This window comes from Ralstonia sp. 25C (genome assembly GCF_051904805.1).
Taxonomy (GTDB): domain Bacteria; phylum Pseudomonadota; class Gammaproteobacteria; order Burkholderiales; family Burkholderiaceae; genus Ralstonia.
Window position 1 is genome coordinate 3,289,345 of record NZ_CP196737.1, and the last position, 26,025, is coordinate 3,315,369.

A 26,025-nucleotide genomic window follows, 5' to 3' on the forward strand; every position below is an offset into this window, starting at 1 on the left:
GAACGACAACATGCCAACCTCTCAAGCGCACTCTGCGGTCGATACGCCCATCGAGAATCATTTCCCCGGCAGCCTGTTCATGGTCGTGGCACCGTCCGGCGCCGGCAAATCGACGCTGGTGAATGCGCTGCTCGCGCAGGATTCGACGATCCGGCTGTCGGTGTCGGCCACCACGCGCAAGCCGCGCCCCGGCGAGCAGCACGGCCGCGAATACAACTTCATGACTGTCGATGAGTTCAAGGCGTGCCGAGACCGCGGCGAGTTTCTTGAATGGGCCGAAGTGCACGGCAACTACTACGCCACCTCGCGTGTGTGGATCGAAGAGCAGATGCGCGCCGGCACCGACGTGCTGCTGGAAATCGACTGGCAGGGTGCGCAGCAGGTGCACCAGCGCTTTGCCAATGCGGTCGAAATCTTCATCCTGCCGCCGTCGCTCCCGGCCCTCGAAGAGCGCCTGAAGAAGCGCGGGCAGGACGAGCCCAACGTGATCGTGCGTCGCCTGCTGGCGGCCGGCTCCGAAATGGCGCACGCGCCTGAGGCCGACTACGTCATCATCAACGAAGACTTCAATACTGCGCTGGCTGAACTACGCACGGTTGTGCAGGCCACGCGACTGCGCTTCGGTGCCCAGAAAGCGCGTCACGGCGAGCTTTTCGTCGAGTTGGGCATTCACTGAACAGGTGCAGTGCAATCGTGTTTTTCAGCGCGATTGCAAAAGTGTGGTAGCGCCCGCGCCGATGCGCTTTGAGGGCCGAGTGCTGCGCTGCTGCTAAAATATCGATATCAACAAGATTTGCCACCAGGTGGAGTTTTCATGGCGCGTATTACCGTCGAAGATTGCTTGAAACAGATTCCGAATCGCTTCGAATTGGCGCTGGCCGCAACGTACCGCGCGCGTCAGTTGGTTCAGGGCCACACGCCCAAGGTCGATGCCAAAGACAAGCCGACCGTGACCGCATTGCGCGAGATCGCATCAGGCCAGGTCGGTATCGAAATGCTCAAGAAGGTTCCGTCCTGAGCAGAGTGCATTGACTGGCGTGGTACGCTGCCCTGGCGACTGATCGCGGCCATCGCTCGCGATTGCACGAGACCCCGGCATGCCTACCTCGCCCGCTTCTTCTTCGCCCAGGACACAGCACTCCGCCGCACACGACCACAACGTGCCGCCGGTGGAGTCGCCTGCGGGGTCGTCTGATCCTGCACTGGGCGAGAGCGGTGCCTCCACGCCGCAGCCTGTTTCCCCTACCGCTTCCATCGTTTCCATGCCGACATCCGCTTCTGGCCCTGGGTCGCCGCGTACTGGCGCACCGAATTTGCCCGATCCGCGTGGTGCCGATCTGGTCGGGGAGCGGGCTGCGCTGCCGCCCAAGTCGCCCAAGGGAGCAGCCGCTGAGGTTGCAGCCCCGGCAGCCAAACCCGAGGCGGCCGACACGCTGTTTATCGACGCGGTACTGGAGCAGACCTACCGGCATCTGTTTGGGCCGACTTCGCAGCCGGCCACGCCGCCGCGCCAGCAAGTCGTTTCCATTTCGGGGCTGACCGAGAAGCTGTCGTACCTGAAGCCGGCTGATCTGAAGCTGGTGAAAGAGGCGTTCCACTTTTCCGACGAGGCGCACCTCGGCCAGTATCGCCAGAGCGGCGAGCCGTACATCACGCACCCCGTGGCCGTGGCAGAGATCTGCGCGGGCTGGAAGCTGGATGTGCAATCGATCATGGCGGCGCTGCTGCATGACGTGATCGAAGACCAGGGTGTGACCAAGAGCGAGCTGGCCGAGAAATTCGGCCCCAAGGTCGCTGAACTGGTCGACGGCCTGACCAAGCTGGACAAGCTCGAATTCCAGAGCCGCGAGCAGGCGCAGGCGGAGAGCTTCCGCAAGATGCTGCTCGCGATGGCGCGCGATGTGCGCGTGATTCTCGTCAAGCTGGCCGATCGCACGCACAACATGCGCACGCTCGACCATGTGCCGCCTGAAAAGCGCCGCCGCATTGCCGGCGAGACGATGGAGATTTACGCGCCGATCGCGCACCGTCTTGGCCTCAACACGACGTACCGCGAGCTGCAGGAACTGAGCTTCCGCATTGGCTCGCCGTTCCGGTATGCCACGCTTGAGAAAGCTGTGAAAGCCGCGCGCGGCAATCGGCGTGAAGTCGTGAGCCGTATTCTAGAGACGGCGCAACGCGCGCTGACGGACGCCGGCATTCCCGCCGAGATGACGGGGCGAGAAAAGACGCTCTACAGCATCTACCGCAAGATGCACGACAAGCAGTTGTCGTTCTCGCAGGTGCTGGACGTGTATGGCTTTCGCGTGGTGGTCGACACGCAGATGCAGTGCTACATGACGGTCGGCGCGCTGCACAGCTTGTACAAGCCGATGCCCGGCAAGTTCAAGGACTACATCGCCATCCCGAAGATCAACGGTTATCAGTCGCTGCACACGACGCTGGTGGGGCCGTTCGGCACGCCGGTGGAGTTCCAGATCCGCACGCGCGAGATGAACCAGATTGCCGAGGCGGGCGTGGCTGCGCACTGGATGTACAAGCAGCATCAGGACGAGCCGGATCGCGCGCAGCAACAGGCGCATCAGTGGCTGCAGTCGTTGCTCGACATCCAGAGCCAGACGGGCGATTCGCAGGAGTTTCTGGAGCACGTCAAGATCGACTTGTTCCCGGACGCGGTCTACGTGTTCACGCCCAAGGGCGAGATCCGTGCGTTGCCGCGTGGCGCCACGGCGCTGGATTTCGCCTACGCGGTCCACAGCGATCTAGGCAACCAGTGCGTGGCCGTGAAGATCAACAACGAACTGCTGCCGCTGCGCACGGAGTTGAAGAACGGCGACATCGTCGAAGTGGTGACGGCGCCGTACTCCAAGCCGAACCCGGCGTGGCTCACGTTTGTGCGCACGGGCAAGGCGCGCGCGGCGATCCGCCATTTCCTCAAGACGGCCAAGCTCGACGAGGCCATCCAGCTTGGCGAGCGCTTGCTGGAGCAGGCGCTGCGCCAGCTCGGCATCGACATGAAGGCGGTGTCCGCGCAGGTGTGGGAGCGCATTGTGCAGTGGACGGGCAACAAGGCGCGCGAAGATGTCTTCGCAGACTTGGCGCTCGGCCGCCGTGTGGCCGCTGTGGTCGCGCGCCGCATCGAGATCATCCTGCAAGAGGGCGCGCACGAAGGTGATGAAGCCCTCATGGCGGCCATGCATACCTTCACGGGTGAAGAGGCGCCTGCCGTTACGGTGAGCGGCGACGAGGGCATGGCGATGGTGTTTTCGCCGTGTTGCCGCCCGATTCCGGGTGATCCGATCGTCGGCTATATCGGCAAGGGCGAGGGATTGCAGATTCACGTGCAGGAATGCCGTGTCGCCAAGCGCTTGCACGGCAAGGATCCGGAGCACTGGATCGATGTGATGTGGGCCGAGCACACGACACGCGCGTTCGACGTGTCGATCAAGGTGCTGGTGCGCAATACCAAGGGCATTCTCGCGCGCGTGGCGGCGGACCTGACTTCAGCCGATGCCAACGTGGCACACGTGTCGATGGAGCAGGAGGGCGCTCAGGAGGCCACGTACATGACGTTCCTGATCCAAGTGCATGACCGCGCGCACTTAGCTGACGTGATGCGCGCGCTGCGTCGCAACCCGGATGTGATTCGCATCGCTCGGGATCGCGGCGGCGAGTGACGCGCGGCGACCAGCAAAAAAGGCGAGGCCATTGGGCTTCGCCTTTTTTGTTTGCGCCAATGCGCGCAAGGTGGGCGGGACAAAAGAAAAGGGCTTCCATTTCTGGAAGCCCTTTTCTATACGGATCAGGTTGGTGCGGCTGGCAGGATTCGAACCCACGACCCCTTGGTTCGTAGCCAAGTACTCTATCCAACTGAGCTACAGCCGCAACCGAAGCGCGCGATTATACACATGATTTGCGCGCGAATCACGTATATCGCTAGGAAAGATGAGGCTCGTAGTTCTCGCTCGCTTCTTGCCTCGCTTTGCTGACGCTTCGCGCTTGTGCCTTGCGTTTGGCGGTGCTGAGAAGTGATGGGCGAGCAGACAAACAAAAAGGGCTTCCATTTCTGGAAGCCCTTTTTGTACTGATTAGGTTGGTGCGGCTGGCAGGATTCGAACCCACGACCCCTTGGTTCGTAGCCAAGTACTCTATCCAACTGAGCTACAGCCGCAACCGAGAAATGAGATTATACAGAGTTTTCCGATTTTGTGAACCCCCTTCTCCACTTTTCTTCGCCGGGGACGTCGATGGGGCCAACTTTCTATAATGGAGCCCCGATCCACCGTGTCTGTCCGTTGGTTGCATCATGAACAAAGCTTTCGTCCGGGAAGATGCCGGCGATGACGAAGACGATCTGCCCGAGGGCGCAGCGCCCTTGCCGCCAGGCTCGAAGAACTACATCACGCCCGCGGGCTATGAACGCCTGCGCACCGAGCTGATGCACCTGATCGACACCGAGCGCCCCGAGGTGGTGAGCATCGTGTCGTGGGCCGCATCGAATGGTGACCGCTCCGAGAACGGTGACTATCTCTACGGCAAGAAGCGCTTGCGCGAGATCGACCGTCGCATCCGCTTTCTCACGCGCCGTATCGAAAAAGCAGAAGTGGTCGATGCCAGCCTGCAGGGCGATAACGATCAGATCTTCTTCGGCGCGACCGTCACCTATGCCAATCAAGATGGCGATGAAACCACCATCACCATCGTCGGCATGGACGAGGTCGATCTGGATATCGGGCACGTGAGCTGGATCTCGCCGATTGCGCGTGCGCTCATCAAGGCGCGCGAGGGCGATACGGTGCCGCTGCGCACGCCCACGGGCGTCGAGCAGATCGACATCCTGCAAGTCAAATATCCGCCGCGAAATGCTTGAGCGAGGTGCTCACGCGGGGTGCCCGAGACAATAGGCGCCGAAGGCAATTACGGAGCACGCAGACAAGCGTCGCGCCGTGAGCGACTCCTTCAGAAACAGCCGGCCGAGGAGCGCCGCAAAGACGACCGATGTTTCGCGCAGGGCTGACACCGGCCCCATCGGCGCGAGCGTCACCGCCCAGATGACGATGCCGTATGCGACGAGCGAGACCACGCCGCCGCCGAACGTCTTGAGCGTATTGGCATCGCGCACGTCGATATTCAGCGGGCCCTTCCACACGCGATAGAGCAGCACCATGGGTAGCCCGTCGAGCATGAACAGCCACGCGGAATACGCGTTGGCGTTGCCGGCCGCCCGCGCGCCGATGCCATCGCACACCGTGTAGCACGCGATGAACACGCCGGTGGTGAGCGCCGCCAGCGTGGACCCGAGGTCGGCCTTCCGGCCGCGCGCCAAGCTGAGAATGCCGCCGCTCACCAGCACGACGCCCGCGAGGGCAACGGCGCCCGGCATTTCCCCGGCGAACATGGCTGCGCCGATCGTCACGAGCAAGGGCGATGATCCGCGTGCGATCGGGTACACCTGCCCGAACTCGCCAAACCGATACGCCCGCGCGAGGAACACGTTGTAGCCCACGTGCAGCACCGCGGACAGCGCCACATACGGCCATGCGGCCGGCGCGGGAAGCGGCAACGCGGTCGCCATCGGTATTGCGGCGACGCCCGAAGCCAGCGTCATCAACGTAATGGCGCGCAGGCGATCCGAGCCGCTTTTCAGCAGTGCATTCCAGGAAGCGTGGAGCAGAGCGGCGCAGAGCACCAGAGCGATGACGGCGGGAGTCACAGTGGGCGGCGGGCAACGTTCGAGTCGATTTTCCTCACCCGAGGCGGATGGCGGGAGCGGGAAGACGCCAGCGTAGCGCGGCAAGTAGTGGTCAACAATCGATATATACTGACCCGATATGTGCGAAAAACTCACGTGAAATGCGAAAGCTGCCCCCGTTGAACGCGGTGCGTGCCTTTGAATCGGCGGCGCGCCATCTCAGCTTCACGCGCGCGGGCGAAGAGCTGAGCGTGACGCACGGCGCCATCAGCCGGCAGATCCAGATGCTGGAGGCCTGGCTGGGCGTGCCGCTGTTCCGTCGGTTGAATCGGCGTGTGGAATTGACGGATGCGGGGCAGCGCTATTTGTCGGAGATCGGCGTGGCGCTCGACCGCATCAGCGCGGCTAGCCAATCGCTGCGTGATCGCGATGCGGTGCGAATCTTGCGCGTCAACAGCATCCCGACCTTTACGATGCGCTGGCTGATCCCTCGGCTGTCGACGTTTCAGCGGCGCTTTCCGCGCGTGGAGGTTCGCCTGACAACGTCCACCGAGGAAATCGAACGTCTGCCGGATAACTTTGACGTGATCATCCGTGGCGGGCCGGAAATCCACGCGGGTTTTCAATCGGGGCGCTTTCTCGATGAAAGTCGTTTTCCGGTATGCAGCCCGGCGCTGCTGGAGCGCTTGCCGCTCTCCACGCCAGCGGATTTGCGCCATCACACGCTGCTGCATTCAGATACCTTGCCGTCGGTCTGGCCGAGCTGGCTTGTGCTGGCCGGTGTGCCTGACCTGCGCCCAGCACATGCGCTCACCTTCGAGCATTTCTACCTGTCGATCCAGGCGGCTATCGATGGACTCGGTGTGGCAATGGGGCCGTCTGCGCTCATCACCGACGATTTGGAAGAGGGGCGCCTGGTGGCGCCGTTTCCGGACCTGGCCCTGGTCGCGCGCAGCTACTACTGGTACTGCCCAGTGCGGAATCTTGGCGATGAGGTGGTGCAAGCATTTTGCGCGTGGCTAGGGGAGGCGCGCCCCCAAAACATCACGCAAACGTGAACACATTGTCGGCCTCCCGTAACGGAGGTAACGCCGCGTAACACCCTACAGGCAAGCGGTGTGGCCGATGCTACGATCCAATCAATTTCAGTTGCACTGGAAAGTTGAAGGAGGACCCACATGAAAAAGAACGCATGGATTCTCGCCGCGAGTCTTGCCGCTGCGGGTGTGGCGGGCATGATTGCCTTGCCTGCGCAGGCACAGGTGTCGATTGGTGTGCAGATCGGCCCAGCGTACGCGCCACCGCCGCCGCAATATGAGCCGGTTCCGGTGCTGGAGCCGGGCTACGTGTGGGTGCCGGGTTTCTGGCAATGGCGCGATGGTCGTTATGTCTGGCGTCACGGTTATCGTGAGCACGGCCGGGAGGGCTACCACTGGCGCGAGCCGCGTTGGGAGCAAGGCCCGCGTGGCTGGGAGATGCGCGAGGGTGGCTGGGATCGTGGCGACGACCGCCGCTGGCATGGCCGCCGTGATCGCGACGATGATGATCGCGGACGCTACCACTGCCCTCCGGGCCACGCCAAGAAGGGTGAATGCTGATGCTGTAACGATAGGCCGACCATGCGTCGGCCTGTTTTTTGCGGGCGTGCTGGCCATGTCGACACGCTCATCGGAGGCGGCATGACCATGGAATCAAACTGGCGCACCGAGCTGTACAAGGATTTCGACGTCTACGTGTTGGCCATCCCGCGTGCAGAACGTAGGGCGGAGAAGGGCGCATCGGTGCCGACGCAATGGGACTTCGTTGTGCGGATCTGTGAGTCCGGCGCGGACCCGACTGCCGTCGAGACACTCGTTGCGCATTCGCACGATGAGCGCCCGTTGCCGACGCGTGAAGCAGCGGAGGATGCGGCCCTGTCGCGCGGCTACGGTTTGATCGATGAGCTGCTCGGGCGCGAGAGCCTGCAGCGCTCGATCGATCTATAGGTCTGCTGCCTACGCAGCCAGCGCGGTGTCGCGCGCGTGACGCCGCGCGAATTGCCACCACAGCCAGGTCGCGTCTGGCCCTGCTGCATGGAAGGCGTAGCGCGGGTCCCCGCCACTCCAGGCGTGGCCGGTCGCGGTCAGTTGGCATAGGCTGACGACGCAGTCGCCATCGCGCATGTCATTGCGCAGTACGAAGCCTTCGCCGCGTGAGGTTTCGCGCGACACACCCGGTGCATCGCTCAGATGATTCAGTGCACGAAACTGCGCCGCCAACTGCGCCTGATTGGCCGGGTTGACGGCTTCGTCGCGCAGGCCGTGCAGGATCATCGTCGGCATGCCAGGGTAGGTAGGCACGTTCACCAAGGTGGACAGCGCTTCGAGCGGGTCCACGCGTGCGCCGCGGCGCATCAGGTTCAGCGCGGAAGCGGCTGTGCGCGCGACCCCCAAAGCTGGCCCCGAGTGCAACGCCAGCGCGGCGAAGAGGTTCGGATGCCGCAGCGCCATCAAGCCTGCCAAGCCGGCGCCGGCAGACAGCCCTGCCAGATAGACGCGCGACGGGTCAGCGCCGGTCTGCGCTAGCGTTTGCGCGATCAACTGTGCAATGCCGTCGGCCTCGCGAGCGCCAGCGTGTTCCGGGTCGTACCAATGCCAGCAGCATTGGGGATGCGCGCGGCGCGGTTGCTCCGGATACAGCACCAGAAAGCCTTCGCGGTCGGCCAGCGCATTCATGCGCGTGCCGTGGGCTAGTACTTCGGCCGATTGCTTGCAGCCATGCAGCATCACCATCAGCGCCGGTGGCTTGCTGCCGCGCAGCGGGGGCGTGTAAAGCCAATACTCTGGCCGGCGCGCTACAACGGCGGGCGATTCCGGTTCGTAGATGAATTGCTCCCGCGCGAAGGTGCCTTCGGTGGGCGTAGAGTGGATGCGGCGCCCGGCCTCTCGGCGCGTGCTGGGTTTGGCGGGGCGGACGGGCTTGGGCGGCCACGTCTGGCGGCCAAAGCCCGGCGTGGTGAGCGCGTCGACCAGCCGGGAAATGGATTTCATCCAGATGCGGTTCATTGGCAGCGGCAAATAGCCCGGATGAGAGCGATGGTGCTTGCCTCACCGGCGTATCGCAAGTGTTTCAGCATGAGACCATTGTGTCAGCGATCTTGCTGCGCTGCAGCATGCTAGCGGCCACAAAGTTTGCATTTGCCGGCGCATGTCATGGAGGCACCGCACGTGAGGGGCTACACTGCGGCGGAGGGCGCACCCCGGCTGTTCTGCGCCTGCTGATTTCCCGTTCCCCGTTGTGTACTTATGGAGGTCGTTATGGGTTTTTTTGACTTCATCAAAGAGGCTGGCGAAAAGCTGTTCCGCGGCAGCGCTGCCGCCGCCCCGGCCGATGCATCCGCCGATGCCGACGCTGCCAAGGCTGCTGACGATGCAAAGGGCCAAGCGATTCAGGACTACATCGCCCAGCAAGGCCTGAGCGCCACGGCGTTGTCCGTGCAGGTGGAGGGCGATGCTGCCAAGGTGTTTGGCGTGGCGCCGGATCAGGCAACGCGCGAGAAGATCATCCTGTGCTGCGGCAACGTCGAAGGGATCAAATCGGTGGATGACCAGATGTCGGTGAATACCGAGTCGGAAGAATCGGACTGGCACACCGTGGAGCGTGGAGACACGCTGTCGGCCATCGCCAAGGAGGCCTACGGGGATGCGAACAAGTACCCGGTGATTTTTGAGGCGAACAAGCCGATGCTCTCGGACCCGAACAAGATCTATCCGGGGCAGAAGCTGCGGATCCCGAAAATCTGATCGGTTTCGCAAGGCCAAAGCAAAAAGCCCAGTCGATGAAGACTGGGCTTTTTGAATTCTGGTGCCGCTGACCGGAATCGAACTGGTGACCTTCGCATTACGAATGCGCTGCTCTACCGACTGAGCTACAGCGGCGTCGGAAACAGCGATTCTAACAGAACTTTTTGTTGCTCTGCAAGAGCCGCTGAAACACTGACCTTACACGGCGTGGTTACGCCGTTTTTTCGGCTTCCAAGTGGTACTGCGTGACGCGATCCACCTCGTTTTTGGAGCCGAGGACGACGGAGACGCGCTGGTGCAGCTTCTCGGGCTGGATGTCGAGAATGCGCTGATGGCCGTTGGTGGCCGCGCCGCCGGCCTGTTCCACCAGGAAGGCCATCGGGTTGGCTTCGTACATCAGGCGCAGCTTGCCGGCCTTGCCCGGCTCGCGCTTGTCCCACGGGTACATGAAGATGCCGCCGCGCGTGAGGATGCGATGCACGTCGGCCACCATCGAGGCGATCCAGCGCATGTTGAAATCTTTGCCGCGCGGGCCTTCGGTGCCGGCCAGGCATTCGTCGATGTAGCGGCGCACGGGCGGGGCCCAGTGGCGCATGTTCGACATGTTGATGGCGAATTCTTTCGTATCGGCCGGGATCTTCACGTCGCGGCTGGTCAGGATGAAGCTGCCGACTTCGCGGTCCAACGTGAACATGTGCACGCCGTTGCCGACGGTAAGCACCAGCGTGGTCTGCGGGCCGTACACGGCATAGCCGGCAGCGACCTGCTTGGCGCCGGGCTGCATGAAATCGGCTTCGGTCACGGTTTCGCCCGGCTTGGGCATGTGTAGCACCGAGAAGATCGTGCCGATCGACACGTTCACGTCAATGTTGGACGAGCCGTCGAGCGGATCGAACAGCAGCAGGTATTCGCCCTTCGGATAGCGGTGCGGAATCTCGTAGAACGATTCCATTTCTTCCGAGGCCATGGCGGCCAGGTTGCCGCCGTATTCGTTGGCTTCGAGCAGGACTTCGTTGGCGATCACGTCCAGCTTCTGCTGGGTTTCGCCTTGCACGTTGCCGGTGCCGGCTGAGCCGAGCACGCCGGCCAGTGCGCCCTTGTTGACGCTGTGCGAGATCGCCTTGCAGGCGCGCGCCACGACTTCGAGCAGCAGACGCAGCTCGCCAGGGATGGTGTTGTGCTCGCGCTGCTCTTCGATCAGGTAGCGGGTGAGGTTGATGCGCTTCATGGGTTCTCCTGAGACGGGCGCGATTTTACGACACACTGGGTAACAGACTGCATCACGCCAGTGCCTTGCCGACGATCTCGCGCACATCGCGCGAGAGGCTCGGGTGGGCCGCCACGCGCTTGAGCGCGTCCTGCATGGCGTCGCGCAGCGTGGGCACGTACTTGCGCCAGCGGTCCAGCGCGCGCGCCAGGCGTGCGGACACCTGCGGGTTGATGGCGTCGAGCGCCAGCACCTGCTCAGCCCAATACGCGTAGCCAGAGCCATCGGCGGCATGGAACTGCGCAGGGTTGCCCGAGCAGAAGCTGAAGATCAGCGAACGCGCGCGGTTCGGGTTGCGCAACGTGAAGGCCGGATGTGCCATCAGCGCGCGCACGGTTTCCAGCGTCGGTTTGCCAGCGCCGCCGGGTTGTACGGCTTGCAGCGAGAACCACTTGTCGATGACGAGCGCGTCGTCGGCAAAGCGCGTGTAGAAGTCGGCCAATGCGGCTTCACGGCCCGGCGCATAGCTGGCGACCATCGCCGAGAGTGCGCCCATGCGGTCGGTCATGTTGGTAGCGCGCGCGTATTGCTGCTCGGCCAGGGCCAATGCCGGGGTGAGCATTTCCTGGGCTTCAGTTTCCACCAGATAGCCCAGCGCGATGTTCTTGAGCGCACGCTTGCCAGCGGACACGGCATCGGGCGAGTAGGCGCCTTCGGTCAGGTTGTCCTGATAGGCGCGCAGCAGCTCGCTATTGAGCTTTTCGGCCAGCGTGCGGCGCAGCGTGCGGCGCGCGGTGTGAATGGCGGCCGGGTCGGCCACATCCATGCGCTCGGCGAGATAGCTCTCGGCCGGCAGGATCAGCATTTGCTCGCGGAAAGCGGGGTCGAGCGAGCTATCTGCCACCACGGCGCGTAGCGCTTCCACCAGCGCCGGATCCACCACAGGAGCGCGGCCGTGCTGGATGTCCGACACCATGCGCAGCAGCGTATCGGTGGCCAAACGCTGGCCGGCTTCCCAGCGGTTGAACGGGTCGGAATCGTGCGCGAGTTGGAAGGTGAGCTGCTCGGTGGTGTAGCCGTATTCGACGACGACCGGCGCCGAGAAATTGCGCAGCAGTGAGGGCAGCGGCGCTTCGGCCATGTCTTCGAAAATGAAGGTCTGCTTGGCCTCAGTAAAGTCCAGCACACGCGTGGTGACGGGCGAAGGCGATGCGGTTTCACCGCGCAAGCGCAGCGGCAGATCGCGGCCTTGGGCGTCGATCAAGCTCACTGCAAACGGAATGTGGAACGGCTGCTTCTGGATGCCGCTGTTCACTTCGATACCGACCGGCTCGCAGCGCTGGCGCAGCGTGAGCGTGTAGGTGCGCGTGGCCGCGTCGTGATGGCCTTCGACTGCCACGACTGGTGTACCGGCCTGGCTGTACCAGCGGCCGAATTGCGTGAGGTCGCGGCCGTTGGCATCGGCCATGGCGGCGCGGAAATCGTCGCAGGTGACGGCCTGGCCGTCGTGGCGCTGGAAGTACAGGTCCATGCCTTTGCGGAAGCCGTCGCGGCCGAGCAGGGTCTGGTACATGCGCACGACTTCCGCGCCTTTCTCGTACACCGTGACGGTGTAGAAGTTGTTGATCTCTTCGTAGCTATCGGGGCGCACCGGGTGGGCCATCGGGCCGGCATCTTCTGGGAATTGCGCTTGGCGCAGCAGGCGCACGTCTTCAATGCGCTTGACGGCGCGGGCGCTTGCGGCGGCGGCTTCATTGCCTGCAAGCGCTGCCATGTCGGCGGAGAACTCCTGGTCGCGGAACACCGTCAGGCCTTCCTTCAGGCTCAGCTGGAACCAGTCGCGGCAGGTGACGCGGTTACCGGTCCAGTTGTGGAAGTACTCGTGGCCGACCACCGACTCGATGTTGGCGAAGTCCACATCGGTGGCGGTCTCCGCATTGGCCAGCACGTACTTCGTGTTGAAGATGTTCAGGCCCTTGTTCTCCATCGCGCCCATGTTGAAGTCGCCCACGGCGACGATCATGAAGCGGTCCAGATCGAGCTCCAGCCCGAAGCGGCGCTCGTCCCAATGGATCGAGTGGATGAGCGAGTCCATCGCATGACGCGTCTTGCCGATGTCTTGCGATTCGACCCACACCTGCAGCAGCTTCTCCTTGCCCGAGGCGGACTGGATGCGCTCTTCAATGCATTCCAGTTTGCCCGCCACCAGCGCGAACAGGTACGACGGCTTCTTGAACGGGTCATGCCACACGGCTTCGTGGCGGCCGTCCGGCAGATCGCTCTCAGAGACGAGGTTGCCATTGGACAGCAGCACCGGGTAATCGGCCTTCGATGCGCGCAGCGTGACGGTGTAGACCGTCATCACATCCGGGCGGTCAAGGAAGTAGGTGATCTTGCGGAAGCCCTCGGCCTCGCACTGCGTGAAGAAGTTGCCGTTGGACACGTACAGCCCCATCAGCGAGGAGTTGGCGGCGGGGTTGCAGAACGTGGTGAGTTCCAGCGTGAAGCTGGCATCCACCTCGGCGGGCACGGCATCGATGGTGAGCGTATCGCCGTCGGCTTGCAGGCCCGACAGGGCTTGGCCATCAACGGTTGCGCCCGCTAGCTCCAGCCCTTCGCCCACCAGCACGAGCGGTTTGCCGGCAGCCGTGCGCGTCATGCGCAGGCGATTGACTACGCGCGTGCGCTCGGGCACGAGGTCGATTTCCAACGCCACTTCGTCAATGCGGAAGGCGGGCGCGGTGTAGTCCTTGCGGTAAATCGTGACGGCGGTATCGGTGCGCAACATCGGTAACATCCTTATCTGCGTTGTCTGCGGTCGCAAAAGGCCATTGTACTGGCGGGAATCTTCGGCGCGCGGCATGACTCTGAATAGAGCGCCGGGCGCAATGTGTCTTGCGCTGCAAGTACCTGTCTGATTGAGCGTAGGGGAGTTTTTATGTGGAAATGGATCAAGACCTCGGGCATCTGGCCGATGGCTGGCGCGCTGATGGCAGCCAGCCTGCTGGCGGGGTGCGCCAGTACCGTGACCAGCCAGGTGACGGCATTCAAGCAGCCTGGCTGGGACGATACGCCGCCGCGCACCTATGCATTCGAGCATAGTGCAGCGCAGCAAAACGATCTGGAACGGCAAACCTACGAGGCCTGGACGTCCGATCAGCTGGCTGCCCATGGCTTTACCAGCGTGCCGCGTGCCAGCGCACGCTATGTCGTTCGCCTGAGCTATTCAACCGCCACCGGCCTCGTGCAGGTGCGCCAGCCGGTCTACCCTGATCCGTACTGGGGACCGGGGCCGTGGGGGCCATGGCGTGGTCCGTGGGGGCCTTGGGGCCCGTGGGGTCCGCAATATGTGGAAACCAACGTGCAGGTGCCGTTCTATGCCTTTCATGCAGAGATTGACGAGGCTGCTACCGGCAAGCGCGTCTATCAGGTGACGGCGCAGACGCAGGGCGGAGATGGCTCGCTCACCGCCGTGATGCCGTATCTGATCCGCAGTGCCTTCGCCAATTTCCCCGCGCCGAACGCCCGGCCGATCCTCGTGGAGCTGCCCGTTGATCCAAAGGTGAAACCAGCACCCCCAGCGGCGCCTAAGTAGTGCGCCCGAGTGGGTTTGGCCGGCGGTCTACGTTAGAATGCGTGACCTAATTTGTAGGCCGCCAGCCGTACTCCGCTTGAGCGTTGTCAATCCATTCCACTTCGCGCCGACCGCCACCCGTGGCCGGCGCTGCCTGCGCCCCGTCGCCACCCCTCTGACGGTGCCCCGCAACGCTTGCGGCCTCGCTTCCGTATTTCTCTGGTTTTCCCTGTTTTTCGCCACTCCGTACTCGGGTGCTTCTGCCTGAGCGCATGCGCGCTTCATCTGCGGAACACTCCATCAGGATTCATCAAAATGAACGACAAGCTCCACGACGCCTCGCCCGATACTCAAGACAACGGCGCCGAGGCCGAACTGCGCCGTGCCGCATTCGAATATCACCGTGCCCCGACGCGCGGCAAGATCGAGGTGCGCCCGACCAAGGCCCTGATCAACCAGCGCGACCTGTCGCTGGCGTACTCGCCGGGCGTGGCGTATCCGTGTCTGGCGATCGAGCAGGATCCGGCGCTGGCAGCCGAGTACACCTCGCGCGGCAACCTCGTCGGCGTGATCACCAACGGCACTGCCGTGCTGGGCCTGGGCGATATCGGCCCGCTGGCCAGCAAGCCGGTGATGGAAGGTAAGGGCTGCCTGTTCAAGAAGTTTGCCGGCATCGACGTGTTCGATATCGAACTGGCCGAGCGCGATCCGGACAAGCTGGTCAACATCATCGCCTCGCTGGAGCCGACGCTGGGCGGTATCAACCTGGAAGACATCAAGGCGCCGGAGTGCTTCTACATCGAGCAGAAGCTGCGTGATCGCCTGAACATCCCCGTCTTCCACGACGACCAGCACGGCACGGCGATCATCTCGTCGGCTGCATTGCTCAACGGTCTGAAGGTGGTCGGCAAGGACATCGCCAAGGTGAAGGTGGCGGTGTCGGGCGCTGGTGCTGCGGCGATTGCGTGCCTGGACGTGATGGTGGGCCTGGGTGTGAAGCGCGAGAACGTCTACGTGGTCGACTCCAAGGGCGTGATCTACGTTGGCCGCGACGCCAAGATGGAGGCCAACAAGGCACGCTATGCGCAAGACACGTCGGCCCGCACGCTGGCTGACATCGTGCGCGATGCCGACGTTTTCCTCGGTTGCTCGGCCGCCGGCGTGCTGACCGCCGACATGGTCAAGACCATGGCGCCGAAGCCGATCATCCTGGCGCTGGCCAACCCCGAACCGGAAATCCGCCCGGAAGTGGCCAAGGCCGCGCGCCCGGACTGCATCATCGCCACGGGCCGTTCGGACTACCCGAACCAGGTCAACAACGTGCTGTGCTTCCCGTACATCTTCCGCGGCGCGCTCGATTGCGGCGCCACCAAGATCACGGAAGCGATGAAGCTGGCCTGCGTGAAGGCGATTGCCGAGCTGGCCGAAGCCGAAACCAACGACGCCGTGGCGCAGGCTTATGCCGGCCAGGACCTGAACTTCGGCCCGGACTACATCATTCCGAAGCCGTTCGATTCGCGCCTGATCGAGAAGATCGCTCCGGCTGTTGCCAAGGCCGCAGAAGAGTCCGGCGTGGCCACGCGCCCGATCAAGGATCTCGACGCCTATCGCGCTCAACTGAGCGACTTCGTGTATCACACCGGCCTGACCATGCGTCCGGTGTTCTCGGCTGCGAAGGCCAACCCGAAGCGCGTTGTCTACGCCGAAGGTGAAGAAGAGCGCGTGCTGCGTGCCGTGCAGACGGTGGTGGACGAAGGTCTGGCCAAGCCGATCCTGATCGGCCGTCCGCACGTGATCGAAATGCGCATCCAGAAGGCCGGCCTGCGCCTGAAGCCGGGCGTGCATTTCGAGCTGGTGAACCCGGAAGACGATCCGCGCTTCCACCAGTACCACAGCGCGTATCACGAACTGATGGGCCGCAACGGCGTGACGCCGGACATGGCCAAGTCGCAACTGCGCCGCTCGAACACGCTGATCGGCTCACTGCTCGTGCGCCTAGGCGATGCCGATGCGATGCTGTGCGGCACGGTGGGCCGTTTCGACGCGCACCTGGAGCACGTGCGCGACGTGATCGGCCTGGCGCCGAACGCCAAGGTGTTCGCCGCCATGAACGGCCTGATGCTGGAAAAGCACACGCTGTTCATCACCGACACGTTCGTCAACGAGAACCCGAGCGCGGAAGAACTGGCCGACATCACCAAGCTGGCGGCAGAAGAAGTGCGCCGCTTCGGCCAGGAGCCGAAGGTGGCGATGTTGTCGCACTCGATGTTCGGCTCGTCGAAGAGCGCATCGGCCCGCAAGATGCGCGCTGCGTATGACCTGCTGAAGGCTGAAGCGCCGGAGCTGCAGGTGGAAGGCGAGATCCAGGGCGATGCGGCGCTGTCGGAAGATATCCGCCATCACTTCCTGCCCAAGAGCGCCTTTGCTGGCAGCGCCAACCTGCTGGTGATGCCGACGCTGGATGCGGCCAATATCGCGTTCAACCTGCTCAAGATCACGGGCGGCCAGGGCGTGACGGTGGGCCCGATCCTGCTGGGTGCGGCCAAGCCGGTGCACATCCTGAACCCGTCGGCTACGTCGCGCCGCATCGTCAACATGACGGCGCTGGCGGTGGCAGACGTGTCGGCTGCGCGTTGATCGGTTGATACGCTAAGTGGGCCGCTGCCTATCAGCGGCCCCAAGAAAAACGGCGCCTGAATCGCTTCAGGCGCCGTTTTTATTTGTGGCTGGGGCTGCGCGTTCAGAAGTGGTATTCGGCGCGCACCATCGGCGTTTTTGCCAGAGAGCCCGGCACCGATGCCGGGTTGCCGAACTTGTTGCGCCAGTATTGATATTCAATGCCCACGCGCAGCGTGTTCTTGCCCAGATGCAAGGGCGTGCCCAGGTCGTACATCAGCATGGCGTCGATATTCAATTCCGGTGCAGTGCCGCCGCCGAATTCGTTGTTGCCCTTGGCCGCGATGTAGTTGGCATACCCTTCAAACGACAGACCCGTCGATCCAATGGGGATGCCCCATGCGGCATTCAGCATCGGGTGCGCCTTGTAATGGTAGCGGCTTGTGACCCCAACCGGCTCGTTGCTCTCCCACAGCATCAGCAGGCTGATGTTCAGGAAACCCGGCACGTCCATCATCACCGTCGGGCCGACCACTAGCATGCGTTTCTTCGACGCGTAGCCGGGGTCGTTCTTGGTGTTCCAGTCAAAACCGGCGGTCAAACCATAACCGCGGATGGGCCCGGCGCTGAGGTTCTTGTCGAGCACCTTGCCAATATCCAGCGTATGGCGATACACGACATAGGCTTCCTGCGCGTTGGCGTCCTTGCTGTCTGACTGCAGGAAATCGACGTTCAGGTAGTTGGTGCCGTACTTGTATCCGCTGGCGTGCGTGAAGTTGAAAATGTTCTTGTGAATGCCGTCACCCACAAATGGCTCTGCGAATTGGGTGCCATAGCGATAGCCGATTGAGGTATCGCTCCATTCCACTGCCCCCGCATCTGCTGCGCTGATGAACATGGCGCTGGTCGCCACGGCAAACGCGGCGGCGCCGCGCAAGATGTTCCACTGCATTTCCTATCTCCTCCGTTGTTGATGGATTCGCTGCGGGTTGCGCCGCATTCGCTGATGCAGTCGCAGGCCGGCCGGTCAGGCTCCATGCCGGGCGGTGTCCCATGCCCCATGACACCGCACCCACAGCGTTGTTGTACTGATTAACCTGAAATCAAATCGTTGAGACGAAAACCGACGATGCGGTCGATCTGCTCCAGCGACGTACGCAGCTCGGTGTCGCGGTCGTTGTTCAGTCGGGTAGCGAGGGCATCGATGATGGCCTGCCGGTCGTAGCCACGTACGGCCATCACGAATGGGAAACCGAACTTCTCGCTGTAGCGCTTGTTCAGATCTTGCAGGCGTGCAAACTCTTCGGGCGTCAGTTGGGTCAGTCCTGCGCCGCCTTGCTCACGCGTCGAGGCTGCGGTCATCTCACCTCGCACGGCAGCACGGCCAGCCAGTTCCGGATGCGAGCGTACGAGCTTGATCTGTTGCGCTTCACCGGCGTTGCTCACGGTCTGGCGCATGGCGGCGCGCAGTGCGTTGGCCGAGGCAAACGGGCGTTGCGCGGCGACGCGCTCGGCCACCCACGGTGAGTGTTCGTAGACACCGCCCAGCGCCAGCACAAACTGCGCGTGATCCATCGCATTGAGTTGCGGGATGGAATACGTGGTGTGCGCATGCTTGGCGCTGGCCGCTTGCGGCTGTGCGGCGGGCTTTGATTCCGGCGATTGGCCAATGGCGCTTGCGCTCATCACCGCGAACGCGGACGCCATGGCAAACGTCGTGACACCGCGCTTGATGGTCCACTGCATGTTGTTGTCTCCTGTGAGGTCTTGTGCCGCACACCACGCTGCACTCTCTGGTGCAATCGCGGACCGGCCGGTCAGGCATTCCGGCCGGGCAGCGCCCCGTGCTCGCTACATTGGCAGCGTCGTGCTGTCAGCCTGAAATCAAATCGTTCAGACGGAAACCGGCGATGCGATGAATCTGTTCCAGCGACGTACGCAGCTCAGTGTCGCGATCGTTCTCAACACGCTTGCTGAAGTTGTCGATGATGCCGTGACGGTCATAGCCGCGCACCGCCAGGATGAACGGGAAGCCGAACTTCTCGTTGTACTGGGCGTTGAGTGCCTGCAGGCGCGCGAACTCTTCCGGCGCGCATTGATTCAGGCCCGCGCCGCTTTGTTCGCGCGTCGACTCGGCCGTCAGTTCGCCACGCACGGCGGCCTTGCCGGCGAGTTCCGGGTGAGCGCGCACGAGCTTGAGTTGGGAATCAATGTCGGCGGTATCAACGGCGTTGCGCATCGCAGCGGTCAGCGCATCAGCCGAGGCGAACGGGCGCTGCGTGGCAGCCTGTTCTGCCACCCACGGCGAGTGCTCGTAGATGCCGCCCAGCGTCTGCACGAATTGCGCAGCGTCCATGCCGTTGAGTTGCGAGAGGGTGTAAGTGGTCTGGCTCATGCTGCGGTGCTCGAAACGGGTTGCTTTGCGTACGGGTGGTGCTGCATCCAGTGATTGGCGATGTCGATGCGCCGGCAGATCCACACCTTGTCGTGCGATTGCACGTAATCCAGGAAGCGCTGCAGCGCCCGGAAACGCGCCGGGCGGCCCAGCAGACGACAGTGCATGCCGATCGACAGCATCTTCGGTGCGGCCAGGCCGTTGGGGTCGCCTTCCTCATACAGCACGTCGAAGGCGTCTTTCAGGTACTGATAGAAGTGGTCGCCCGTGTTGAAGCCTTGCGGGCTGGCGAAGCGCATGTCGTTGGTGTCGAGTGTGTATGGCACCACCAGATGGGGCTTGGTCTCGCCGGCCGAGGTTTCGACTTCGGTCCAGAAGGGCAGGTCGTCGCCGTAGTAGTCGGCGTCGTAGGCGAAGCCGCCGTGCTCGACCACCAGACGGCGCGTGTTGGGGCTGTCGCGGCCGGTGTACCAGCCCAGCGGCGCATTGCCGGTCATCTGGCGGATGATCTCGACGCCGATGCGCATGTGCTCGCGCTCGGTGGCTTCGTCGATGTTCTGGTAGTGGATCCAGCGCCAGCCGTGGCACGCGATTTCGTGGCCCAGGTCGACGAAGGCTTGCGTCACGTCCTTGTGCCGTTGCAGGGCCATCGACACGCCGAAGATCGTCATCGGCAGGCCGCGCTTCTCGAACTCACGCAGGATGCGCCACACGCCCGCGCGCGAGCCGTATTCGTAGATGCCTTCCATGCTCATGTGGCGAGCAGGGTAGGCAGCCGCACCGATGATTTCGGAGAGGAACTGTTCGGAGCCGGCATCGCCGTGCAGCACGCAGTTCTCGCCGCCTTCTTCGTAATTCAGGACGAACTGCAGGGCCACGCGCGCGCCGCCCGGCCAATTGGCGTTGGGCGGGTTCTTGCCGTAACCGATCAGATCGCGCGGGTAGTGATTGTTGGTCATGATTTTTCTGAGATCGAGGAGACTTCATACAACACCGGTCAGACGGTGGAATGCGGCTTTCCGAATTCACGACATCACAGTGGCGTCATGAACGAGGCAGCGCACCATCACGTCAGGCCGGGACTGCCCGGGCAGCCTGCGCGAGTTCCAGCGCGAGCTTCCGGTGAACCGTGAGATGGGCGTCAAGTTCGAGCGTGGTCAGGCGGCCGTCTTCGACGACCACACGCCCGTTGATCACGCTGTGCGCCACGTTGGACGGGGCGCAGAACACCAGCGCGGCAACCGGGTCGTGGTCCGCGCCGGCAAAGCTGACTTGATGGCGGTCGAAGCTGACAAAGTCAGCCGACATGCCGGGGGCCAGCGCGCCGATGTCGTCGCGATTGAGCACGCGGGCGCCGCCGAGCGTGGCGATTTCCAATGCCTCACGCGCACTCATCGCTGCGGGGCCGAAACCCACGCGTGCAAGCAGCATCGCCTGACGCGTTTCGCCCAGCATGTGGGCGCCGTCGTTCGAGGCGCTGCCATCCACGCCAAGGCCGACAGGCACGCCTGCATCGCGCATTGTGCGGATGGGTGCAATGCCCGAAGCCAGACGCATGTTGGAGCATGGGCAGTGCGCCACGCCGGTACCGGTCCGTGCGAAGACGTCAATGCCGTGCGCGTCGAGCTTCACGCAGTGCGCGTGCCAGACGTCGTGGCCGACCCAGCCGAGGTCTTCCGCATACTCAGCCGGCGTCATGCCGAACTTCTCGCGCGAGTAGGCGATGTCGTTGTCGTTCTCAGCCAGGTGGGTGTGCATCGACACGCCATAGCTGCGTGCGAGCTTGGCCGATTCGCGCATCAGATCGCGCGAGACGGAGAAGGGCGAGCACGGCGCCACCACCATGCGCAGCATGGAATGGCGATCGGCGTCGTGCCAGGTTTCGATTAGGCGCTGCGTTTCCTTGAGGATGGCCTCTTCGCCTTCAACCACACGGTCCGGCGGCAGGCCACCCTGACTGCGGCCGACGCTCATGCTGCCGCGTGCGGCGTGAAAGCGCATGCCGATCTGCTGCGCGGCTTCGATGGAGTCATCGAGCCGGCTGCCGTTGGGGTACAGATACAGGTGATCACTGGAGGTCGTGCAGCCTGAAAGCAGCAGTTCCGCCATGGCTGTGAGCGTCAACACGCGAACCATCTCGGGCGTAAGGCCGGCCCATACCGGATACAGGTTCGTGAGCCAGCCGAACAGCTCGGCATCCTGCGCGGCGGGCAGGGCGCGCGTCAGGCTTTGATACATGTGGTGGTGCGTGTTGACGAAGCCGGGCGTGACCACGTGGTCACGCAGCTCCATCACGCGCACGTTGGGCTGACCGATGGCATCGCGATACTGCGCCGGCAGATCGGCCGTGGCGCCCACCCACTCGATCACGCCACCGCGCGCCACCAGCGCCCCGTCGGCAATCTCGCGGCGTTGCGCGTCCATGGTGACCAGCACGTCGGCATGGCGGGCGATCAGCAGTGCGTCGTTCATGCGCTCGGTCATCCGATCACTCCGTGCCGTGCGTGTTGGCAGCGGCGTCGCGCATGGCGTGCTCTGCCGACTGCATGCCGTTGTAGTAGAGGTTCAGCGTGACGGCTACCAGCGTGCCCAGCACGATGCCACTATGCGTGACCGGCTCCAGCCACTTCGGCAGGTACTGGAAGAACGTCGGTGCCAGCGTCGGGATCATGCCGAAGCCAATCGAGATGGCCACGATGAACAGGTTGTGGCGGTACTTGTTGAAGTCGATCGAGCCCAGGATGCGCACACCCGTAGCCGCCACCATGCCGAACATCACGATGCCCGCACCGCCCAGCACGAACGAGGGCACGGACGCCACGATGTGCGCCATCTTCGGGAACAGGCCCAGCAGGATCAGGATCACGCCGCCCATGGCCGCCACATAGCGCGAGCGCACGCCCGTCACCGTCACCAGCCCCACGTTCTGCGAGAACGACGTGTACGGGAACGTGTTGAACACGCCGCCGATCACCGTGCCCAGACCATCGGCGCGCAGGCCGCGGGTCAGGTCGTCGGTGGAGAGCTTCTTGCCGGTGATCTCGGCCAGCGCGAGAAACATGCCGGTCGATTCCACCAGCGTGATCATCATCACGATGCACATCGACGCGATGGCGCCGAAGTGGAACGTCGGCATGCCGAAGTGGAGCGGCGTGATGACGGCGACCATGTTGGCCTCGGCAATGCCGGCAAAGCTGACCTTGCCGAACGCCATGGCGATGAACGTGCCGATCAAGATGCCCAGCAGCACGGCGATGTTGCCGATCAGGCCTTTGCCGTACTTGGTCAGCAGCAGGATGATGACCAGCACCGCCAGCGCAATCGCCAAGCCGCTCAGGTCGCCATACGCCGGGTTGGGCACGGTCTTGAGCACACCGTCGACCATCGTCTTCATGGTCGGCTGGCCGCCCGCAGCCCAGTTGATGCCCACACCCATCAGCGACATGCCGATCAGCGTGATGACGGTGCCCGTCACCACCGGAGGAAAGAGACCCAGCACGCGCCCCATGAGCGGCGCAACGATGATGCCGAACAACCCTGCCGCAATCACCGCGCCATAGATGCCCAGCAGACCGATGCTCGGGTCGGAGCCGATGGCGATCATCGGGCCGACCGAGGCGAAGGTGACGCCCATCATGACGGGCATGCGGATGCCGAATTTCCAGACGCCGAACGCTTGGATGAGCGTGGCAAGACCGGCCGCAAACAGGTCGGCGTTGATGAGAAAGGCGAGTTGCTCCTTGGGCAGATGCAGTGCACCGCCCACGATGAGCGGCACCGCCACGGTGCCTGCATACATCACCAAGACATGTTGCAAGCCCAGCGCGAGCAGGCGCCCGTACGCCACGCGCTCGTTGGTCAGATCCGCCGTGGGGGCGGCGATGGTGCTACTCGTCATAAGGTCTCCTTGGGTGGTGAGCCGGACGGCATCCGGCCTGGGGCGGCTGGCCTCTGTCGTGCCGGCTCGCCCAATACAGCAAAATCGCAGCAAAACCGGTTTAGACGTTGTCCTCGCGCGTGCCCAGCACCGAACGCAGGTCGAAGTCAGCGGGCGCTTCGGGGCGCACGCGGTCGGCACAACATTGCAAGTGCTGGGCCATGTGGGCCTGCGCGGCAGCAGCGTCTCCGCGCTCCAGTGCGTTGAGGATGTCCAGGTGCTCGTCGAATGAGCACGCGTTGTGGCCGGGCGCCTCCACGCTGGCGATCATCAGCGTGGTGCGCGACACCAGGCGCCGCATCATCTCGACGACCAGCGGGTTGCCGGCCTGCTCAGCCAGTGCGACGTGGAATTCCGCAGAAAGACGAATCCAGCGCGGGCGGTCATGCGTGACGAAGGCCTGGCGCTCTTCCTTGACGAGTTCTACCAGCGGAGCAATGGCGGCCTTGGGGTTGGCGCTATGGCCAACCTTGTCGAGCACGGCGCGCTCCAGGATCTGGCGCAGCTCGAACATGGCGTGCGCTTCGTCGATGGAGGGCGCGGCGATGAACGCACCGCGATTCGGCTCCAGGTCCACCAAGCCATCCGCGGCCAGTTGGGAGAAGACCTTGCGCACCGTATGGCGGGCGGTGGCATAGATTTCGCAAAGCGCATGCTCCGTCAGCTTGGTGCGCGGGGGCAGGCGGTGCTCCATGATCGCGTCGTAGATCTCGTGATACATCCGCTCTTCGACTGACATACGCGTTGCCCCCGATGTCTTGATGCTCGACTTTGATGTCGTTTCCGTGGAGACCAGCTTGAGATTCTTGGACATGGCAGACCCGCCTTTGAGTAACGCATCGCAGCATAAGCAACTGCGAAAATCTGTTGACAATTATTCGGGGGCACCTTCAATATTGTCAACAAAATGCGTTCTGGAAATCGACAAACTAGGGAAATCCCTGTTTCAAGTCCCCACGAGGACAGGGAGTCGAGCCCAGAGCGAGCGACGGCTTTGCCGGTTTGGCACGCCCCTTCAAAGCGAAGGCGGCAGGCGTAAACCGGCTGGACGCGCGCCGGGATGCGTGCACAGCACGTACCGAGCGGGCCCCGACGCCAACCCTTGCCAGGCAAGGGCTCGGCGCGAGGTGCAAGTGGAGGCAGCGGCGCTTCTGAAAATTCAAATTACAGAGGAAGACAAATGGGACGCTTGACTACCCATGTGCTCGACACCGCTGCAGGCACGCCGGGCCAGAACCTGGCGATCGCTCTGTTCAAGATTGTCGACAATCAGCGCCAACCGATCAAATCGGTTCGCACCAATCACGATGGCCGTTGCGATGCGCCGCTGCTCGAAGGCGACGCGCTCCAGACCGGCGTCTATGAGCTGGACTTCGCGGTGGGCGACTACTACCGCGCAGCCGGCGTCAAACTCCCCGAGCCCGCGTTCCTCGACGTGGTAACGCTGCGCTTTGGCGTGGCCGATACGAGCGCGCACTACCACGTGCCGCTGCTGGTGTCGCCGTGGTCGTATTCGACCTATCGCGGCAGCTAAGGGCAGAGGGGAGCGAATCATGGAAGGCTATATCCTCGACTGGGCCAACTTGCTCTTGCGTTGGCTGCACGTGATCGTCGCGATTGCGTGGATCGGCTCGTCGTTCTACTTCGTCTGGCTCGACAACAGCCTGACCAAGCCGACCGCACCGGACCTGCAGGACAAGGGCGTCGACGGTGAACTGTGGGCCGTGCATGGCGGCGGGTTCTACAACCCGCAGAAGTACCTGCTGGCGCCGAAGCAACTGCCGGATCATCTGCACTGGTTCTACTGGGAGTCGTACTCCACCTGGATGTCGGGCTTCGCGCTGCTGACGGTGGTGTACCTGTTCAACGCCAACGTCTACATGATCGATCGCAGCGTGTTCGACATGACGGCGACGACGGCGGTGATCCTGGCGCTGGGCTTCTTAGTGGTCGGCTGGCTGGTGTACGACACCATCTGCCGCGTGTTCGGCAAGAACGATCGCGTGGTGGGCATTCTGGTGGCGATCTATGTGGTGCTGGCTGCGTTCGCGGCGTGCCATTTGTTCTCGGGCCGCGCGGCATTCCTGCTGATCGGCGCGATGATCGCGACCATCATGAGCGCCAACGTGTTCTTCTGGATCATCCCGGGGCAACGCAAGGTGGTGGCCTCGCTCAAGGCGGGCGAGAAGCCTGACCCGATCCACGGCAAGCGCGGCAAGCAGCGCAGCGTGCACAACACGTACTTCACGCTGCCGGTGCTGTTCGCAATGCTGTCGAACCACTACAGCATGACGTACGCGAACAAGTACAACTGGGTTGTGCTGGTGCTGATCATGCTGGCGGGTGTGTTGATCCGTCAGTTCTTCATCCTGAAGCACAAGGGCGTGATCAACTGGGGTTATCCGGCGGCGGGCGTGGCCGTGCTGCTGGGTGTGGCGGTGTGGCTTGCGCCGCGTCCGGCTGCTCCGGTGGCGGAAAGCGCCGCTGCGGTCCCGGCCGTTGCTGCAGGAAGTGCTTCGGCACCCGCTGCTACAGCTGCGGCTGGTGGCTCGGACTTCGCCAAAGTACAGGCAGTCGTTACCGCACGGTGCTACCAATGTCACTCGGCACATCCTACTCTGATGCCTTCGCCGGCCAAGGGTGTGTTGCTCGATTCGCCGGACCAACTGTCGGCACATGCACAGCTCGTCTACCAGCAGGTCGTGCAGCAGAAGCTGATGCCACTGGGCAACGTCACCAACATCACCGACGACGAGCGCACGATCATCGCCAAGTGGTTTGAAGGCGGCGCGAAGACGAACTGAGGCGCACGCTGAAGCAAC

At 63.2% G+C, this 26,025-nt stretch carries 23 protein-coding genes and 3 tRNA genes; 12 read left to right on the forward strand and 14 right to left on the reverse strand.

Annotation, left to right across the window (positions count from 1 at the left end):
* Window positions 1-10 precede the first annotated feature (10 nt).
* The 3 genes from gmk (at window position 11) to ACS7SF_RS15415 (ending at window position 3,677) form a co-directional block, all read left to right on the forward strand.
* A complete protein-coding gene (gene gmk / locus ACS7SF_RS15405; protein WP_426397828.1) occupies window positions 11-676 on the forward strand; it encodes a guanylate kinase in 666 nt (221 codons plus the stop codon).
* A gap of 138 nt (window positions 677-814) precedes the next feature.
* Entirely contained in the window at window positions 815-1,018 is a 204-nt protein-coding gene (rpoZ, locus tag ACS7SF_RS15410; RefSeq protein ID WP_004630929.1) for a DNA-directed RNA polymerase subunit omega, read from the forward strand.
* A gap of 244 nt (window positions 1,019-1,262) precedes the next feature.
* Window positions 1,263-3,677, forward strand: a complete 2,415-nt coding sequence (locus ACS7SF_RS15415; protein WP_439892773.1) for a RelA/SpoT family protein — start codon at window positions 1,263-1,265, stop codon at window positions 3,675-3,677.
* Between the two features lie 131 nt (window positions 3,678-3,808).
* On the opposite strand, the gene ACS7SF_RS15420 is transcribed toward ACS7SF_RS15415, so the two are convergent.
* Window positions 3,809-3,885, reverse strand: a tRNA-Arg gene (locus ACS7SF_RS15420).
* A gap of 209 nt (window positions 3,886-4,094) precedes the next feature.
* A tRNA-Arg gene (locus ACS7SF_RS15425) sits at window positions 4,095-4,171 on the reverse strand.
* A 135-nt stretch (window positions 4,172-4,306) separates the two neighbouring features.
* On the opposite strand from ACS7SF_RS15425, the gene greB reads away from it, so the two are divergent.
* Complete coding sequence (gene greB / locus ACS7SF_RS15430) at window positions 4,307-4,870, forward strand: transcription elongation factor GreB (RefSeq protein WP_439890582.1); 564 nt, start codon at window positions 4,307-4,309, stop codon at window positions 4,868-4,870.
* Between the two features lie 9 nt (window positions 4,871-4,879).
* Here the strand turns inward: greB and ACS7SF_RS15435 are convergent, their stop codons facing one another.
* On the reverse strand, window positions 4,880-5,713 hold the full coding sequence (locus tag ACS7SF_RS15435; RefSeq protein ID WP_439890583.1) for an EamA family transporter: 834 nt from the start codon (window positions 5,711-5,713) through the stop codon (window positions 4,880-4,882).
* A gap of 140 nt (window positions 5,714-5,853) precedes the next feature.
* On the opposite strand from ACS7SF_RS15435, the gene ACS7SF_RS15440 reads away from it, so the two are divergent.
* From ACS7SF_RS15440 to ACS7SF_RS15450, 3 genes are all read left to right on the forward strand, one after another.
* Window positions 5,854-6,750, forward strand: coding sequence for a transcriptional regulator GcvA (locus tag ACS7SF_RS15440; protein ID WP_439890584.1), 897 nt, complete (start codon window positions 5,854-5,856; stop codon window positions 6,748-6,750).
* Between the two features lie 120 nt (window positions 6,751-6,870).
* Window positions 6,871-7,290 (forward strand): YXWGXW repeat-containing protein, encoded by a 420-nt coding sequence (locus ACS7SF_RS15445; protein WP_439890585.1) that lies wholly within the window; start codon window positions 6,871-6,873, stop codon window positions 7,288-7,290.
* Window positions 7,291-7,371: 81 nt separating this feature from the next.
* Entirely contained in the window at window positions 7,372-7,677 is a 306-nt protein-coding gene (locus ACS7SF_RS15450; RefSeq protein WP_439890586.1) for a hypothetical protein, read from the forward strand.
* A gap of 9 nt (window positions 7,678-7,686) precedes the next feature.
* On the opposite strand, the gene ACS7SF_RS15455 is transcribed toward ACS7SF_RS15450, so the two are convergent.
* Complete coding sequence (locus tag ACS7SF_RS15455; protein WP_439890587.1) at window positions 7,687-8,721, reverse strand: extracellular catalytic domain type 1 short-chain-length polyhydroxyalkanoate depolymerase; 1,035 nt, start codon at window positions 8,719-8,721, stop codon at window positions 7,687-7,689.
* A gap of 267 nt (window positions 8,722-8,988) precedes the next feature.
* Here ACS7SF_RS15455 and lysM point away from each other — a divergent pair, with 267 nt between their 5' ends.
* The gene (lysM, locus tag ACS7SF_RS15460; RefSeq protein ID WP_439890588.1) at window positions 8,989-9,474 is read left to right on the forward strand and encodes a peptidoglycan-binding protein LysM; all 486 of its coding nucleotides are present in this window, start codon (window positions 8,989-8,991) and stop codon (window positions 9,472-9,474) included.
* Window positions 9,475-9,533: 59 nt separating this feature from the next.
* Here lysM and ACS7SF_RS15465 read toward each other — a convergent pair.
* The 3 genes from ACS7SF_RS15465 to pepN all read right to left on the reverse strand — a co-directional run bounded on the left by ACS7SF_RS15465 (window position 9,534) and on the right by pepN (window position 13,469).
* Window positions 9,534-9,609 (reverse strand) — tRNA-Thr (locus ACS7SF_RS15465).
* 76 nt (window positions 9,610-9,685) lie between these two features.
* Complete coding sequence (locus tag ACS7SF_RS15470) at window positions 9,686-10,702, reverse strand: class 1 fructose-bisphosphatase (protein ID WP_439890589.1); 1,017 nt, start codon at window positions 10,700-10,702, stop codon at window positions 9,686-9,688.
* 52 nt (window positions 10,703-10,754) lie between these two features.
* On the reverse strand, window positions 10,755-13,469 hold the full coding sequence (pepN, locus tag ACS7SF_RS15475) for an aminopeptidase N (RefSeq protein WP_439890590.1): 2,715 nt from the start codon (window positions 13,467-13,469) through the stop codon (window positions 10,755-10,757).
* Window positions 13,470-13,619: 150 nt separating this feature from the next.
* On the opposite strand from pepN, the gene ACS7SF_RS15480 reads away from it, so the two are divergent.
* Together ACS7SF_RS15480 and ACS7SF_RS15485 are read left to right on the forward strand one after the other, a co-directional pair.
* Entirely contained in the window at window positions 13,620-14,276 is a 657-nt protein-coding gene (locus tag ACS7SF_RS15480) for a DUF4136 domain-containing protein (protein WP_439890591.1), read from the forward strand.
* A 294-nt stretch (window positions 14,277-14,570) separates the two neighbouring features.
* Entirely contained in the window at window positions 14,571-16,892 is a 2,322-nt protein-coding gene (locus ACS7SF_RS15485) for an NADP-dependent malic enzyme (RefSeq protein WP_439890592.1), read from the forward strand.
* Window positions 16,893-16,995: 103 nt separating this feature from the next.
* On the opposite strand, the gene ACS7SF_RS15490 is transcribed toward ACS7SF_RS15485, so the two are convergent.
* The 7 genes from ACS7SF_RS15490 to ACS7SF_RS15520 all read right to left on the reverse strand — a co-directional run bounded on the left by ACS7SF_RS15490 (window position 16,996) and on the right by ACS7SF_RS15520 (window position 24,017).
* On the reverse strand, window positions 16,996-17,769 hold the full coding sequence (locus tag ACS7SF_RS15490; protein WP_439892774.1) for an outer envelope protein: 774 nt from the start codon (window positions 17,767-17,769) through the stop codon (window positions 16,996-16,998).
* A gap of 194 nt (window positions 17,770-17,963) precedes the next feature.
* Window positions 17,964-18,446, reverse strand: coding sequence for a 2-oxo-4-hydroxy-4-carboxy-5-ureidoimidazoline decarboxylase (uraD, locus tag ACS7SF_RS15495; RefSeq protein WP_439892775.1), 483 nt, complete (start codon window positions 18,444-18,446; stop codon window positions 17,964-17,966).
* A 298-nt stretch (window positions 18,447-18,744) separates the two neighbouring features.
* A complete protein-coding gene (gene uraD / locus ACS7SF_RS15500) occupies window positions 18,745-19,266 on the reverse strand; it encodes a 2-oxo-4-hydroxy-4-carboxy-5-ureidoimidazoline decarboxylase (RefSeq protein WP_439890593.1) in 522 nt (173 codons plus the stop codon).
* The gene (gene puuE, locus ACS7SF_RS15505) at window positions 19,263-20,225 is read right to left on the reverse strand and encodes an allantoinase PuuE (RefSeq protein ID WP_439890594.1); all 963 of its coding nucleotides are present in this window, start codon (window positions 20,223-20,225) and stop codon (window positions 19,263-19,265) included. Before puuE ends, uraD (ACS7SF_RS15500) begins: the two co-directional genes overlap by 4 nt.
* A gap of 112 nt (window positions 20,226-20,337) precedes the next feature.
* A complete protein-coding gene (locus tag ACS7SF_RS15510; protein ID WP_439890595.1) occupies window positions 20,338-21,738 on the reverse strand; it encodes an 8-oxoguanine deaminase in 1,401 nt (466 codons plus the stop codon).
* A 16-nt stretch (window positions 21,739-21,754) separates the two neighbouring features.
* Complete coding sequence (locus tag ACS7SF_RS15515) at window positions 21,755-23,164, reverse strand: nucleobase:cation symporter-2 family protein (protein ID WP_439890596.1); 1,410 nt, start codon at window positions 23,162-23,164, stop codon at window positions 21,755-21,757.
* Window positions 23,165-23,264: 100 nt separating this feature from the next.
* Complete coding sequence (locus tag ACS7SF_RS15520) at window positions 23,265-24,017, reverse strand: GntR family transcriptional regulator (RefSeq protein ID WP_439890597.1); 753 nt, start codon at window positions 24,015-24,017, stop codon at window positions 23,265-23,267.
* A 366-nt stretch (window positions 24,018-24,383) separates the two neighbouring features.
* Here ACS7SF_RS15520 and uraH point away from each other — a divergent pair, with 366 nt between their 5' ends.
* Together uraH and ACS7SF_RS15530 are read left to right on the forward strand one after the other, a co-directional pair.
* Window positions 24,384-24,737, forward strand: coding sequence for a hydroxyisourate hydrolase (gene uraH / locus ACS7SF_RS15525; protein ID WP_439890598.1), 354 nt, complete (start codon window positions 24,384-24,386; stop codon window positions 24,735-24,737).
* Window positions 24,738-24,756: 19 nt separating this feature from the next.
* Window positions 24,757-26,007: a urate hydroxylase PuuD gene (locus tag ACS7SF_RS15530; protein ID WP_439890599.1), complete on the forward strand. Its 1,251-nt coding sequence runs from the start codon at window positions 24,757-24,759 to the stop codon at window positions 26,005-26,007.
* Window positions 26,008-26,025 lie beyond the last annotated feature (18 nt).